This is a genomic window from Chitinophaga sp. G7 BAM 1005, assembly GCF_057126945.1.
Genome location: NZ_CP181478.1, coordinates 5,411,214 through 5,426,573, shown reverse-complemented (window position 1 = coordinate 5,426,573; position 15,360 = coordinate 5,411,214). Strand labels below are relative to the sequence as shown.

The 15,360-nt window shown below is 49.0% G+C and carries 10 protein-coding genes; 8 read left to right on the top strand and 2 right to left on the bottom strand.

Going from position 1 to position 15,360, the window contains the following annotated elements:
- Nucleotides 1-7: 7 nt before the first annotated feature.
- The 8 genes from ACMXI2_RS21430 to ACMXI2_RS21395 all read left to right on the top strand — a co-directional run bounded on the left by ACMXI2_RS21430 (nt 8) and on the right by ACMXI2_RS21395 (nt 13,048).
- A complete protein-coding gene (locus ACMXI2_RS21430) occupies nt 8-1,570 on the top strand; it encodes a RagB/SusD family nutrient uptake outer membrane protein (protein ID WP_483778113.1) in 1,563 nt (520 codons plus the stop codon).
- A gap of 94 nt (nt 1,571-1,664) precedes the next feature.
- Nucleotides 1,665-3,080 (top strand): glycoside hydrolase family 30 protein, encoded by a 1,416-nt coding sequence (locus tag ACMXI2_RS21425; protein WP_483778112.1) that lies wholly within the window; start codon nt 1,665-1,667, stop codon nt 3,078-3,080.
- A 24-nt stretch (nt 3,081-3,104) separates the two neighbouring features.
- Entirely contained in the window at nt 3,105-4,532 is a 1,428-nt protein-coding gene (locus ACMXI2_RS21420) for a glycoside hydrolase family 30 protein (protein ID WP_483778111.1), read from the top strand.
- Between the two features lie 470 nt (nt 4,533-5,002).
- The gene (locus ACMXI2_RS21415) at nt 5,003-7,651 is read left to right on the top strand and encodes a GH116 family glycosyl-hydrolase (protein ID WP_483778110.1); all 2,649 of its coding nucleotides are present in this window, start codon (nt 5,003-5,005) and stop codon (nt 7,649-7,651) included.
- 61 nt (nt 7,652-7,712) lie between these two features.
- Nucleotides 7,713-7,952 (top strand): DUF1543 domain-containing protein, encoded by a 240-nt coding sequence (locus ACMXI2_RS21410; RefSeq protein WP_483778109.1) that lies wholly within the window; start codon nt 7,713-7,715, stop codon nt 7,950-7,952.
- A 40-nt stretch (nt 7,953-7,992) separates the two neighbouring features.
- On the top strand, nt 7,993-8,532 hold the full coding sequence (locus ACMXI2_RS21405; protein ID WP_483778108.1) for a Crp/Fnr family transcriptional regulator: 540 nt from the start codon (nt 7,993-7,995) through the stop codon (nt 8,530-8,532).
- 69 nt (nt 8,533-8,601) lie between these two features.
- The gene (locus ACMXI2_RS21400; protein ID WP_483778107.1) at nt 8,602-9,552 is read left to right on the top strand and encodes a quinone oxidoreductase family protein; all 951 of its coding nucleotides are present in this window, start codon (nt 8,602-8,604) and stop codon (nt 9,550-9,552) included.
- Between the two features lie 478 nt (nt 9,553-10,030).
- Nucleotides 10,031-13,048 carry a PVC-type heme-binding CxxCH protein gene (locus ACMXI2_RS21395; RefSeq protein ID WP_483778106.1) on the top strand — a complete coding sequence of 1,006 codons (3,018 nt, stop codon included), beginning with the start codon at nt 10,031-10,033 and terminating at the stop codon, nt 13,046-13,048.
- Between the two features lie 7 nt (nt 13,049-13,055).
- Here ACMXI2_RS21395 and ACMXI2_RS21390 read toward each other — a convergent pair whose 3' ends face one another.
- Both ACMXI2_RS21390 and ACMXI2_RS21385 read right to left on the bottom strand, forming a co-directional pair.
- A complete protein-coding gene (locus tag ACMXI2_RS21390) occupies nt 13,056-14,318 on the bottom strand; it encodes an acetyl-CoA C-acetyltransferase (protein WP_483778105.1) in 1,263 nt (420 codons plus the stop codon).
- Between the two features lie 62 nt (nt 14,319-14,380).
- Entirely contained in the window at nt 14,381-15,355 is a 975-nt protein-coding gene (locus ACMXI2_RS21385) for a 2-hydroxyacid dehydrogenase (protein ID WP_483778104.1), read from the bottom strand.
- Nucleotides 15,356-15,360: the final 5 nt, after the last annotated feature.

Below are 15,360 nucleotides of genomic sequence, written 5' to 3'. Positions count from 1 at the left end.
ATCAAAAATGAAAAAACGAAACTTAAAATATATAGTAGCCATAGTGGCAGGCATGCAGTTAATGAGCAGCTGTAGTGATAAATTCATCACCGTTCCTCCCAAAGGAAGTTTCCTGGAAAGTACTTACTACTCCAATCAACAGGAAGCTTTTAACGGGCTGGTAGCGGTGTATGACATGGTGGGCTACCAGGCCGGCAACTATACTACGAAGATAGGCGCTATGGATGCCGCATCAGATGACCACTGGACAGGCGGCGCCAGTCCCAGTGATATCAATGTGTTCCAGGTAATGACCCGGTTAGACCTGCTTACGCCGCTTACCGGTCCGCAGGATGAACTCTGGAAGAGAGGCTTTTCGGGCATCAGCCGCGCAAATATCCTGTTATCCAAGCTGCCGGGAGTACCAATGGATGAAAATCTGAAAAAGAGATATGCCGCAGAAGCAAAATTATTGCGTGCATATTTTTATTTCGACCTGGTGCGCTTATTCAGGAATGTACCGCTGATGACAGCCCCCCTTCCGATTGCGGATGTAAAGAAAGTAACCCAGGCCGCACCGGAAGAAGTATACAAACAGATTGAACAGGACCTGAAAGACGCCATCGCTGAAGCCAGTCTGCCGGACGTGCCGCCACGTCTTACCGAAGGAGGCCGCGTAGGTAAAGGCGTTGCACATGCTTTGCTGGGAAAAGTATACCTGTATGAGAAAAAGTGGGCCGAAGCCGCCGCAGAACTTAAAGAAGTAAATGGCGAAACTCCCGGTCAGCCGAGCGCTAAATATAACTATACACTGGTACCGAATTTTGCCGATCTCTGGAGATCAGAAGATGCTTACAAATTCCCCAGCGAATCTATTTTTGAGATATCCTATACGGCTACTTCAGGCGGTAACTGGACTTCAGGTGTTGCCAACACCGATGGAAATATTCTGAATATCCTTTGCGGTCCCCGCAGCCTGGTGGCAACACCTGCTACGAGTGAGGCTTCCCAGTATGTGGCCGGATGGGGTTTCCTGCTTGTATCCAAAGAACTGGAAAGCGTTATGCGTGGTGATCCACGCTACAACGCCACCATACTGGATATGAAGAGCCTGGTTGCCGCAGGTAAAGCTACCTACTCGGAAAGTTTTGATAACACGGGTTTCTTCCTGAATAAATTTGTGGGCCGTACTGCCAACATCTCCAAAGGCGGTGGTAATATGGAACTGAACTTTCCGCAAAACCTGTATGAAATACGCCTGGCAGATACTTACCTGATGGAGGCAGAAGCCCGCGTAAAAGCAGGAGAAGGCAGTGGCAGCGGCAGTCGCGCCTATCAGCTGCTCAATGCCGTACGCGCCCGCGTTGGACTAACGCCCGTAGATGCTACTTTTGATAACATCTTTAAAGAACGACGCCTGGAACTGGCCGGAGAAGGACACCGTTTCCTTGACCTGGTAAGAACCGGGCAGGCGTCCGCCGTACTGAACGCTATCGAAAAAAGAAGCTTTAAACCGAAGAATGAAATATTGCCGATTCCTGCGCTGGAACTGCAAAACACAAGTCTGAAGCAGAGCAAAGAGTGGGAGTAACGATCCCTTTATTCAGGAGTTCCAGTATTTCTTCAAAAAAGGAGGAAATCCGGGAATTCCTGAATACTTTTACCGATTAATAATTCGTTTTGCTATGATGAAGAAAACCGGACAACTGCTATGTTGCCTCGCCTTGCTGACAGTAAGTATCCAGCCCGCAATAAGTCAGCAGAAAAAAAATAAAGAGATCAGTTACTGGTTAACATCTCCCGACAAATCCATTGCCCTGCAACGGCAGGTAACTACACTGCCGTTTTCCAAGCAGGAAAAAAATGTTGCTACCATTGAAGTGGATCCCGCAAAGAAATTTCAGCTGATAGATGGCTTTGGTTTCACTCTCACCGGTGGCAGCGCCACGCTGATCAACCAGCTGCCCGCTGCACAACAGGATGCCTTGTTGAAAGAGTTGTTCCTCACAAAAGGAAACGGTATCGGCATCAGCTACCTGCGCCTCAGTATCGGTGCTTCCGATCTGAGCGCATCTGTATTTACCTATGATGATATGCCCGACGGACAAACAGATCCGGAGCTGAAACATTTCAATATCAACGAAGAAAAAAAAGACCTGATCCCCGTACTGAAAAAAATTGTAGCACTAAATCCGGCTATTAAAATATTAGGCTCTCCCTGGACGCCGCCAGCCTGGATGAAAACAAATAACTCGTTTATTGGTGGCAGCCTGAAACCGGAATACTATAGCGCTTATGCACAGTATTTTGTAAAGTATGTAAAGACGATGAAAGCCGCTGGTATCACTATCGATGCCATCACCATCCAGAATGAACCTCTGCATCCTAAAAATAATCCCAGCATGCTGATGCTGGCAGAAGACCAGGCCATCTTTATCAAAGATCACCTGGGGCCTGCTTTTAAAAAAGCCGGCGTGAAAACAAAAATCATCCTGTATGATCACAACTGTGATAAGCCGGAATACCCGCTCACTATTTTGAGAGACCAGGCCGCTTATCCTTATATAGATGGTTCCGCGTTTCACCTGTATGGCGGCACTATTGATGCGCTGAGTAAAGTACACGACGAGTTCCCGGCAAAGCACCTCTACTTCACAGAGCAGTGGTCTGATGGAAAAGGTAGTTTCTCCCATGAGCTGACAAATAATGTCAGCAAACTGATCGTAGGCGCTACCCGCAACTGGAGCCGCAATGTATTGCAATGGAATCTCGCCGCTGATGCACATTGGAATCCACACACCGATCAGGGTGGATGCTCCCAGTGCCTGGGTGGTATTACCATTGATGGGCAGGCTATTTCCCGTAACTCCTCCTACTATGTAATAGGTCATGCTGCTAAGTTTGTGCCGGTTGGTTCCGTAAGGATTGCTTCCAATATCGCAGGCACACTTGATAACGTCGCCTTTTTAACGCCCGGAGGTAAAACTGTGCTGATTGTAGTAAATACAGATGCGGCTGCGCAGGATTTCCAGATTAAAGTAAAAAGCAAAGTAGCTGCAGCTTCCCTCCGAAGCGGAGAAGTAGCCACTTTTGTTTGGTAAAATATGGTAACTGACATTAATGATATGAAGAAGATATTTTTGACAGGAGCCAGTTTGCTCGCATTGTGGAGCGCCGGTTACAGTCAGCAGAAAAAAGTAACGGTATTTACCACCGCTGAAAATACCAACCTGCGGCTAACCCAAACGGCTACACTGGAATTCACTGCCATGCCACAGCCGCTGGAAACAGCGCCCTGCGTGTTTGTAGACACAAAGAAAAGTTTCCAGACCTTTATCGGTATAGGTGGCGCATTAACAGACGCTTCGGCGGAAACATATGCTAAACTGCCCAAAGATAAACAGCAGGAGTTGCTGAAAGCGTACTATGATGTTAATAACGGTATCGGGTATACGTTTTCACGGACCAACATCCAGAGCTGCGATTTCTCCAGCGGCAGCTATAGCTACACGACGCCATTCGACGCTACATTGAAAACTTTCAGCGTGGACCACGACAAGCAATACCGCATCCCTTTTATTAAAGCTGCCATTGCCGCAGCCGGCGGGAAGCTGCCGTTGTTTGTAAGCCCGTGGAGCCCGCCGGCATGGATGAAAGACAATAACAGCGTATTACAGGGTGGCCACCTTCTGAAACAATATTACCAGGTATGGGCCAATCACTATGTAAAGTTCATCAACGCATACGAAGCGCTGGGTATCCCGGTATGGGGCCTTTCCGTGCAGAATGAACCGATGGCCAAACAGAAATGGGAGTCCTGTATTTACACCGCGGAGGAAGAACGCGACTTCATCAAAAGTTATCTCGGACCTACCTTACAGAAAGCCGGCATGGGCGGCAAAAAGCTGATTGCCTGGGACCACAACCGAGATCTCCTGTATCAACGCGCCAGCACGTTGCTGCAGGATAAGGAAGCCGCCAGATATATCTGGGGGATAGGTTATCACTGGTATGAAACCTGGACCGGCAGTGAAATGCAGTTCCAGAACGAAAGACTGGTACATGAAGCGTTCCCTGATAAGGCATTGATCTTTACGGAAGGGTGTATTGAGAAATTTGATCTTGCTAAAGTACACGACTGGTTCATTGGCGAAAAATATGGCGCCTCCATGATCGGCGATTTTAACGCCGGTACCGCCGCATGGACCGACTGGAACATCCTGCTGGATGAGAAGGGCGGGCCAAACCACGTGGGCAACTTCTGTTTTGCACCGGTGCATGCTGATACCCAAAAAGGAGAACTGATTTATACCAACGCTTATTATTATCTCGGTCATTTTTCTAAATTCATCCGCCCCGGCGCCAAGCGTGTGGTAAGTTCTTCCAGCCGTTCCATGCTGCAAACCACTGCATTTGTAAACACCGATGGCAAACTGGCGGTAGTAGTAATGAACGCCACCGACAAAGAAATTCCTTTCAGCTTATGGATAGCAGGAAAGGCTGCGGCCACTAAAAGCCTGCCGCACTCTATCAGTACGCTGATCGTGCAGTAAATGCAGCGCGCGGAGGATCGCCTTCGGCGATGCGGAAATTGTCTTTTTCAGGATTAGACTGATTATTCTGATTACGCTGATTTGATTATGTTTTGATTTTAAAAGGTTAGGGAAGATAAAAGCCGATATCCGCTTTTATCTTCCCTAATCTTTTTATATCTCCCAAAATTAAATCAGAATAGTCAGTCTAATCCTGAAAAAGACAAAATCCGCGCTGATGATTTATTCACATTTCCTGACGCTCCCTTAACATCCGGCATAATCCTTCCGGAAGGTTGTATATATTGCTGTACCACTGGTTATGATTAACACCTGGCAGGGAAATATAACATTGAACAATGATAGTAATGTCTTTAAGGCATTATGCCTGCACGTGATGCCCGGACTTTCCAAAATAAAAATCGCTGATTCCTGCAATGCCGCCACAGGAATATCTTTTATGCAATCGGCTCTCGATAAAACACTTCTTTATGGGTATTGAACGTAGAAAATTTTTAAGAAATATTGGTTTAACAATGGCGGGAGCATTCACTGTGCGTTTGCCGGTGTTAGGCAGCGGTATGGCAGCAAGTGGCCGCCTGTTGTTTACCCGGCAGCCGGATGCCGCCTGGATCGCTTCGCTCTACGAAAGGGGCAATGCCACCACTTATCTCAAAAGTAAAAATGAGCTGCAATATATTGGTATGCCGGTAGGAGGGATCATGTGCGGCACCGTGTATCTCGGTGGCGATGGCCGCCTGTGGCTCTGGGATATTTTTAATAAAAACCAGGAAGGAATAGAACCCAAAGTAGTTAACTACAGCGCCAACGTGCTGGATGGCGGCAAAAAAGTGCGCTCCCGCGATGGGGCGTGTTATATTGAGCCATCGAAGAATATCCGGCCGCTGGACCAGGGATTTGCGTTGCAGCTTACCTGGGGCGGGCAAACCATTATCCGGAAGTTTGATGAGGAAAGCTGGCCTGAAATCAGTTTTGAAGCAACGTATCCGATAGCCACTATCCGTTATACCGATCCCGAGCTGCCGGTAGCTGTTACACTGGAAGCATTTTCTCCTTTTATTCCTTTGAATGAAGATGATTCCGGATTACCTGTCACCATTTTGTCCTATAAAATAGAAAACAAAGATACCGTACCTGTTACCGCTACCATTCTCGGATGGCTGGAAAACAAGACGGCTATTTATTCTGCCGGTGCTGCACACGAACGCGTGAATACTACCGTAAAAGGAAAGAACTGGCAGGGCGTTTATGAAACAGTGCGTACAAAAAGTGGCAATGAAGAAGATTTTCAGAAACAATATGACTACGGAAATTTTTGCATCGCGGCGGCGGGTAATAAAGTAATGGTAAACCCGGTAATGCCCACCGGTGAATTAACGGCTGCACATTTTTCACTGATGTCTGCAAAGCACGCAGTGAAAGGAACGGGGGAGCAATTAACCGGCACAGTTGCCACCAGGCATGACATACTACCGGGCAGGACTATACGTACTGTTTTTGCCATCAGCTGGTACGCGGCCAACCTGCATTTCAAAGACATTCAGGGAGAAGGACGCTACTACGCCAATAAGTTTACAGATGCATCTGCAGTAATGAAATATGTACTGGAAAATTATGCCCGCCTGGCCGGAGAAAGCCGCCTGTGGAAGAATACCTGGTATGATGCATCGCTGCCGTGGTGGTTTATGGAGCGCACTTTTCTCAACATATCCACGCTGGCTACTACCACGGCACACCGCTTCAGGTCGGGGCGCTTTTATGCCTGGGAAGGTGTGGGCGCCTGTGAAGGCACCTGCACCCACGTATGGCAGTATGCGCAGGCTGTAGGACGCATATTCCCGGCACTGGAGCGCGATACCCGGCAACGGGTAGACCTCGGCATTGGCCAGATGCCCGACGGCGGCATCCTGTTCCGCGGTGAAGCGGAGAAACGTCCCGCTATCGACGGACAGGCAGGCACTATATTACGCATTTACCGCGAACACCAGATGAGCAGCAATCATTCTTTCCTGCAACAAAACTGGCCCAATATAAAGAAGGCCACGCTCTTCCTGATCCACCAGGACCGTAACAACGACGGTATGGAAGATACGCCGATGGAAAATACGCTGGATGCTGTTTGGGACGGGGAAATCGCCTGGATAGTGGGTTTGTGTATTGCCGCTGTTAAAGCTGCCGCACTCATGGCCACAGAACTAAATGATACTGCCTTCGCTGCTATCTGTAACGACTATACGGAGAAAGGAAAACGCAACATGGAAACGCAGTTGTTCAATGGCGAATATTTTATTCATCAGCCGGATAAAGTAAAAGGAAGATCGGTGATTGGTTCTTACAATACTTGTCATATCGACCAGGTATATGGCCAGAGCTGGGCTTTCCAGGTGGGCATAGACCGGGTGATTGACCGCGAAAAAACATTATCGGCTTTAAAAGCATTGTATAAATATAATTTTAAGGCAGATGTAGGGCCTTATATCGCCGCTCATCCCGGAGGCCGGCCCTATGCGCTGGCAGGTGAAGGAGGCATGATCCTGAACACCAATCCCCGCAATGAGGAATTTCCTTTTGGCGTAAAAAACGCGTGGCAGCTCGGGTACTTTAATGAATGCATGAGTGGCTTTGAACACCAGGTGGCAGCGCATATGATGGCGGAAGGCATGACAGATGAAGCGCTTACACTTACCCGTGCTATACACGACCGTTACCACGCCGTGAAGCGTAACCCGTTTAATGAAATTGAATGCAGCGACCACTACGCGCGTGCAATGGCCAGCTATGGCACTTTTATTACCGCCAGCGGATTCCGTTATCATGGTCCTGAAGGTTTTATCGCTTTTGCACCGGCCATCAACCGGGAAAATTTTAAAGCGCCCTTTGTTACCGCCGAAGGATGGGGCACTTATACACAACAGGGTAGTAGTCATACGCTGCAGCTAAAATATGGTCAGCTGCAAATAAATACCCTGGGTTTTCAGCGTACCGGTGTGAAACAGGTATTGTTGGGAGATAAGAAAACACCGGCCACCTTTAAAGAAGAAAATGGTTACGTTACTATCCAACTGGCCACATCCCTGCAATTGAAGGCAGGTCAGCATCTTCATCTTATTATCGTATAATTTATGAGGGCATATACGAGAACTAAAAATGCTGTACCTTTCTTATTGCAAACAGTAAAAAATGGCGGCGTTAAAATTGTTTATGCTGGTGTTGGGATGTTCGCCGGAGGGGCGTCATACAGAACAACACGATGTGTTTTTTGGGATCGGGCTTCACCTGCGTGATCTTATCCCCGATGTGAGGGCATTCTGGCCGGCATCTAAACAAACGGCTTTTTACAAGCATACCTCGTTCGGAGAGGCTACCTCGCATGTTGATGACAAATATGGGATAGACGTGGATGATGTGCCGATGCGATAGCCGATTCTATTCATTTCAGATATTTTCAGCTGCAACATTTATGAATGGATTAGAATACATTGATTGGTCGCAGTACGGGCATCTCTATGAAGAAATCAGCGTACCTGCCAAATCTGTTTTGCTGGAAGAAGGCAAAATATCCCGGTATGCCTATCTCATCATAGAAGGTGCGGTGCGCGTGTGGTTTAACAATAAAGGGAAAGATACTACCTTCCAGTTTTTCTTTGAGGGAGAAGCGGTGTCTTCTATTGAGAGTTTCCGTACCGGCCAGCCGAGTATGTGTACTATAGAAACCATTACTGCCGCCAGGCTCTATAAGATCTCCAAAGAAAACCTGGACCTGGTAATCGATAGTACGCCGGGCTTGAGGCCAAAGATGGAAGGAATTATTTTTCAACGTTTGCTGCGTTACGCCAGCATGTTCATATCCCAGATCCGCGATACGCCGCAGGAGCGCTATGAAGCGCTGATTCGTGATCAACCGCACATCCTGCAAAGGGTTCCCCTGCAATACATCGCTTCCTACCTGGGTATTACCCCTGTATCCCTTAGCCGGATCAGGAATAAACTCCAGCGGTAATTTCTTAACAAATGTAAAGTGATCCTGTTTTTTCGTCGTGCACTTTTGTAATACAAAAATGCAAATAAGATGAATGCAGCAATTGTAACTTCCGGTCAGGTTCCTCAGTATGGAAATTTCGCTGATCCTGTAGCCGGGGAAAAAGAACAGATAGTACAGGTAAGGGCCGCCGCTATACACCATGTGGTGAGGTCCATTGCAGCAGGAAAGCACTATTCTGCGGGCGGCGATCAATCCTTTGTTCCCGGTGTGGATGGCGTGGGTCTGCTGGCAAGTGGGGCCCGGGTATATTTCGGCGCCATACGTAAGCCTTATGGTACTTTCGCGGAATTAAGCATTACCACTCCGGGTTGGAGCATCCCGGTTCCGGATGGCCTCCCTGATGCCACCGCCGCAGCTATTTTAAATCCTGCGATGTCGTCCTGGTTGGCATTAACCTACAGGGCGCAGCTGCAACCCGGAGAAACTGTATTGATTCTCGGCGCCACCGGTACATCCGGTCAGCTGGCAGTACAGGTAGCAAAATTGCTGGGAGCGGGCAAAGTGATTGCCGCCGGTCGTAATAAAGCCGTGTTGGAACAACTGCGTGCGCTTGGGGCGGATGAGTGTATACCGCTGGATCAATCTCCCGAAAACCTGGTAAAAGCTTTTGCCGCTCAACCTTATGATGTGGTAATAGATTACCTGTGGGGAGAACCGGCAATGACGCTTATTACAGCACTAACGGGTAATAGCATGACGAAGGAAGCACCGCGCACGCGTCTGATACAGGTGGGTAGTATGGCCGGAGATCCTATTTCACTTTCTTCCGCGGCATTGCGCAGTTCGAGGTTGGAAATCATGGGAAGTGGCGGAGGCAGCGTATCTATAGAAGCCATCTTTAAAGTATTACCGGAAATTATGAGAAAGGCTGCTGAAGGAAAACTGCTGATCAACACTATAGAGATGCCGCTGAGTGAAGTAGCCACCGCCTGGACGAGGGAAGTACCCGGCGGCAGCAGGCTGGTGCTCATTCCCTGAGGCCCGCCGGTAATCATGATCCATCGACCGCCCGCCGTTAAGCACTAGCTGTTGCATTTTTATACTTTCGGGCAAAACCAACCAATCATTCATCGTATCAAAAAATGATTCCCGGCTGCCTGGCAACAGTAGCCGTTTCAGGTGCATTTGCACAAAAGAAATCTGTCATCACCGGTAAAATACCCACGGGTTACGGCAGTCCAGCCTCGGGCAAAAAGCATATAACAAATTCAAGGATAAGAATTTTAATATCCTGGGTGGCATTGGAAAAAGAACTGGAAAAAATACTGCACTAAGTTGTTCATTCATTTCCGGCATGGTATCTGCACTATGCCGGCAACGAATTATTTATTCGGTGAAATGGATGACAATGGACCACCCGTCCCGGTTTCCCGGGACGGGTTTTTTTATGGAAAAATGTGAATTTATTTATTACTTTTAATACGTGTTATATTGACAATTAATTATTTCCACGTATATGAAATACATTCACCGGGTGATATTTATGGTATCTGTTGTTATCAGCGCATGCCAATCCAACAAGCCGGCAACGCCTCCACCTGTATTAACGGAAGCGCAGCAGCGACTGCCTGAAAATGCCGTACACGGACTAAAAACGCTTTCCGGTTTGGAAACTACCCTGTTTGCCAGTGAACCCAACATCATGAATCCCACCAATATGGATATCGATGAAAAGGGCCGGGTATGGATCACAGAAGCCTATAATTACCGCAATGAACTAAATCCGGATCATCCTTATAAGGCTGCCGGTGATCGTATTATGATCCTGGAAGATCTGAACGGAGATGGTAAGGCAGACACGGCCAAAGTATTTTACCAGGATACCTGCATTAATGCCGCACTGGGTATTTGTGTGCTGGGGAATAAAGTGATTGTGTCCTGCAGCCCGAACGTTTTTATTTTTACGGATACCAATGGAGATGATAAAGCAGATAAAAAAGAATTGCTGTTCCGCGGTATCGGTGGAGTACAGCACGATCATGCTATTCATTCATTCACCTTTGGTCCCGACGGGAAACTATATTTCAATTTTGGTAACGCCGGCGACAGCATACTTGACAAAAACGGAAACGTGATCCGTGATGCAGAAGGTAATCTCATCGCCAACAAAGGGAAGCCTTACCGCCAGGGAATGATTTTCCGCTGTAATGAAGATGGCAGCAACCTGGAAGTTATGGCGCATAACTTCCGTAACAACTACGAAGTAGCGGTGGATGCTTTTGGTAATATGTGGCAGAGCGATAACGACGACGATGGCAACAGGGGCGTTCGCATCAATTATATTCTTGAACATGGCAACTATGGTTATACGGATGAGATGACCGGCGCAGGCTGGTCATCCCGCCGTATGAATATGGAAGACTCCATTCCATACCGGCATTGGCACCTCAATGATCCCGGTGTAGTGCCCAACCTGTTGCAAACGGGTTCGGGTTCGCCTACCGGTATGGTGATTTATGAAGGAGAGCTGTTACCGGCGCCCTTTCGTAACCAGATGATCCACGGAGATCCAGGCCATAATGTGGTAAGATCCTATCCCGTTAAAAAACACGGCGCCGGCTATACGGCCACTATTGAAAATATCCTGGAAAGCGGTTCCGATCAGTGGTTCCGGCCATCAGATGTGTGCGTGGCGCCTGACGGATCACTGTTTGCAGCCGATTGGTACGACCCCGGCGTTGGCGGTCACCAGGTGGCCGACCTGAACCGGGGCCGCGTATTTCGTATAGCCCCGCCCGGTAGCTCATATAAGGTGAAGCCACCGGTACTCAATACTGCCGCCGATGCCATTGCCGCATTGAAAAACCCTAATCTCAGTACCCGCTACCTCGCCTGGACAAAACTATCCGGCATGGGCGCAACAGCAGAAAAGGAATTACAGGAGCTGTATAACAGCGCCAATCCCCGCTACCGTGCCCGCGCCCTGTGGCTGCTCAGCAGGCTGCCTAACGGTAACGGCTATGTGCAGGCAGCCCTGAAAGATAAAGATGAAGATATCCGCATTACGGCCATTCGCGCCGCCAGGGAAACCGGCGTATCCTACGGTAATATGCTGGTAACAGATACTTCCGTTGCGGTGCGCCGCCAGTTACTGCTGGCCATGCATCACAGCCGTGAAAAAGACATGCCTGCCAACTGGGCGTTGCTCGCTGCACAATACAACGGAAATGACCGGTGGTACCTGGAAGCACTGGGCATTGCAGCAGATGGCAACTGGGATGCCTGCTTTAATGAATGGCGGAAATTACCACCCAATACAAAACACCCGGTAGCAGACCACGATATTATCTGGCGTGCCAGAACACCGGCAGCGCTGCCGCTGCTGGCCGCATTGATCCTGGAACCGGATGCAGATCCCCTGCAAAACAAACGTTACTTCCGCGCATTCGATTTCTATCCCGCTGCAGTAACCACTCCCGTGCTGCTGGGGTTATTGAAAGGACAACATCCGCAGCAAGCCTATATCAATGCACTGGCATTTATACAGCTGGATGAGAAAGCAGTACCCAAAACACCGGAAGTCGCAGCCCTGCTCCTTAACAGCCTGGCCGCATTTAAAGGGCATATGGAATTTATTGACCTCGTGTTAAAGTACCATGTCCGCGATCAGAATGAAGCACTTTTGCAGATGGTGCTGGATTCAAAGCGTGAGGACCTCCAGGGATACGCTATGAAAACGCTGCTGCAAAGCGGCGGACAACCACTGGTGATTAAAACCATTTCAAAAAAAGATTCAACATCCGCCACCCTACTGATAAACGCCATCGGCAAAACACAGGACCGCACCGGCCGGGCATTGCTCTCTACGGTGATGCGCAACAACGTATACCCTTTAACGTTACGGCAACAGGCCACGCGCAATCTTGGTCACGGATGGGACGGATTTGCAGATCTGTGGAATATGGTGGAAGGCAAATTGCTCCCTGCCGATTTAGATACTGTAGCCAGGGCGGTTCTTACGCACGCATGGCGGCAAGACATCAAAGCTAAAGCCGTAGCCTATTATGAGCCTGCAGCAGTACACCACGACCTGCAGCCCGTAGATAAGCTGGTGACCCTGCCGGGCAACATCTCCGGAGGAAAAAAAGTATTTAATACTTATTGCGCTACCTGCCACCTGGATGGAAACTCCGGTGTGAACTTCGGACCTGCACTAACAGAAATTGGCAGCAAGCTCACCAAAAGCGCTATCTACGATGCCATCATCGAACCGGATGCAGGCATCAGCTTTGGCTTTGAAGGCTATTTCTTTAAACTGAAAGATGGCTCACAGGTATTGGGGTATATTGCCGGAGAAACAAAAGAGGAAGTTGATGTACGTACCGCCGGGGGGCAGGGTGTAAAACTGCAAAAGAGCACCATTGTGTCCCGGAAAGCATATGAACACTCGCTCATGCCCACCGGCCTCGCTACGGCCATGTCGCAGCAGGAACTGGTTGACCTGGTCACCTACCTGGCATCATTAAAGAAGTAGGAAGCGCTTAGCTTTCCAATATTGCTGTTACGCCCGTGCCGCCGGCGGTGCAGATAGAAATCAAAGCCCGGCCGCTGCCGTGCTGTTGCAGCATTTTAGCCGTTTGCGCTACTATGCGTGCGCCGGTGGCTGCAAAGGGATGGCCAATAGCCACGCTGCCGCCTTTTGTATTTAATTTGCCCCGGTGGATACTTCCCAGCGGCGTGTCCCAGCCGAGTTTTTTGCAGTAAGCTGCATCTTCCCATGCTTTCAGTGTGCAGAGTACCTGCCCGCTGAAGGCTTCATGGATTTCGTAAATATCAAAGTCCTGCAGCTTCAGGTGATTGCGTTTCAGCATACGTGCCACAGCATAGGTAGGCGCCATTAGCAGGCCCTCGCCATTTACATAATCCACAGCGGCGGTTTCCGCATCTACGAGATGGGCCAGCACGGGCCAGTTCTGTTGCTGCGCAAACTCTTCGGAGGCCATCAGCAAAGCAGCCGCACCGTCGGTATATAAAGTGCTGTTACCCGCTGTCAGGGAGCCGTTGCCGCTGAAATCAAAAGCCGGCTTCAATGCAGCCAGTTTCTCCGGTGTGGTATCGGCCCGCACAATAGTATCTCTTTTTACACCTTTGTAAGGAATAATGAGGTCATTGAAAAAGCCTTCTTCATAAGCCTTTGCGGCATTCATATGGCTCCGGTATGCCAGCGCATCCTGTTCTTCGCGTGTAATGCCCCATTCCTTCACCATTTTTTCGGTGTGTTGCCCCATCGACAGGCCCGTTCTGGGTTCCACGATGGAAGGGTATAATGGCTTCAGGTCTTTGAAGCGGATAGAGGCCAGTATTTTTAGCCGTTGGGAAAAAGTTTTTGCTGCGCGCAGGTCGGCCAGCTTCCACGCCAGCTGTTGCCGGAACAGCAATGGAATATCGCTGTTGGTATCGCTGCCGCCGCTGATGGCGGTATCTATTTGCCCACAGCCAATGCGGAGCCCCAGTTGTATGGTGGTATCCAGACTGGTTCCGCAGGCTCTCAGCACGCCATAGGCAGGCGTATGCGGATCCAGCGATGTGCCCAGCACACACTCCCTGGCAAAGTTCCAATCGGTGGAGCGGTTCAGCAATGCGCCCAGCGCTACTTCCCCCAGTCGTTTTCCGGAAAGCTGGTATTTGTCTACCAATGCACTCAATACAGTGGTTAACATTTCCTGGTTGCTGATATGATTGTATTCTCTAAAGGATCTTACGAAAGGGATACGTAATCCGCCGATGATAGCGACCTTTTTCATGCTGCTGTGCTTTAACTAAAGTTAAGGAATATATCAGCCCAACAATCACCGGTGGTACTTGTTTACAGGTCATAAATATGATTCACCGGGTTGGGCACGGGGTGGCCGGTTAGCGCAGCAATTACATTCTGTGCAGCAATCCTGGACATGGCGTTGCGGGTTTCCAGCGTGGCTGAGCCAATATGCGGCAGTACTGCTACGGTGGGCATTTCCAGCAGTGGATTGTCCGGGTGCATGGGTTCCGGATTGGTAACATCCAGCCCGGCGCCCCATATTTCCCCTTCCTTTAAAGCGGCAATGAGATCTGTTTCATTGTGAATGCCTCCACGTGCAGCATTGATGAAAATGGCGGTGGGCTTCATTTTACGGAAGGCTTCTTTATTAAACTTTTCCTTTGTTTCGGGTGTAAGGGAAGTGTGTATGCTGATAACATCGCTTTGTTGCAGCAACTCGTCAAAGGTAACAAAGGTGGCGTCCAGTTCTTTTTCAGCGGCTTCGTTGCGATGCCGGTTGGAGTAAATGATTTTCATGCCAAAAGCAGCCTTGCAGCGTTTAGCCATTACCGTACCTATGTTGCCGAGTCCCCATATGCCCAGTGTTTTTCCTTCGATGTCGGTGCCGAGGTTGGCGGTAGGAGTAGAGAATCCCCATTCGCCTTTTAAAATTCTTTTATGTTGATAGAATGCTTTGCGTGCTACGGATAACATCAGTAAAAAGGCGGTGTCGGCGGTGGCGTTACTTAATACGCCAGGTGTGTTGGTGATCTGTAATCCCAGTTCTGTAGCAGCTTTCAGATCTACGTTGTCGTATCCTACGGATAAAAGACTGATCACTTTCAGGTGCCGGCACTGTTCTAAAAATGCCCGGTCCAGTTTTTCACCACCGGCGAAAAGCAGGGCATCACTGTTTTTGCAATATTGTACTCTTTGCGCAGGTGTCATTTCTTTTTCTTCTGACCACTGTGTAACGGTAAAGCCTGCACGTTGCAGGAGTGATAACCCTTCTTCCGGAATAACCCTTGTTGTGAATACCTTCATAATAT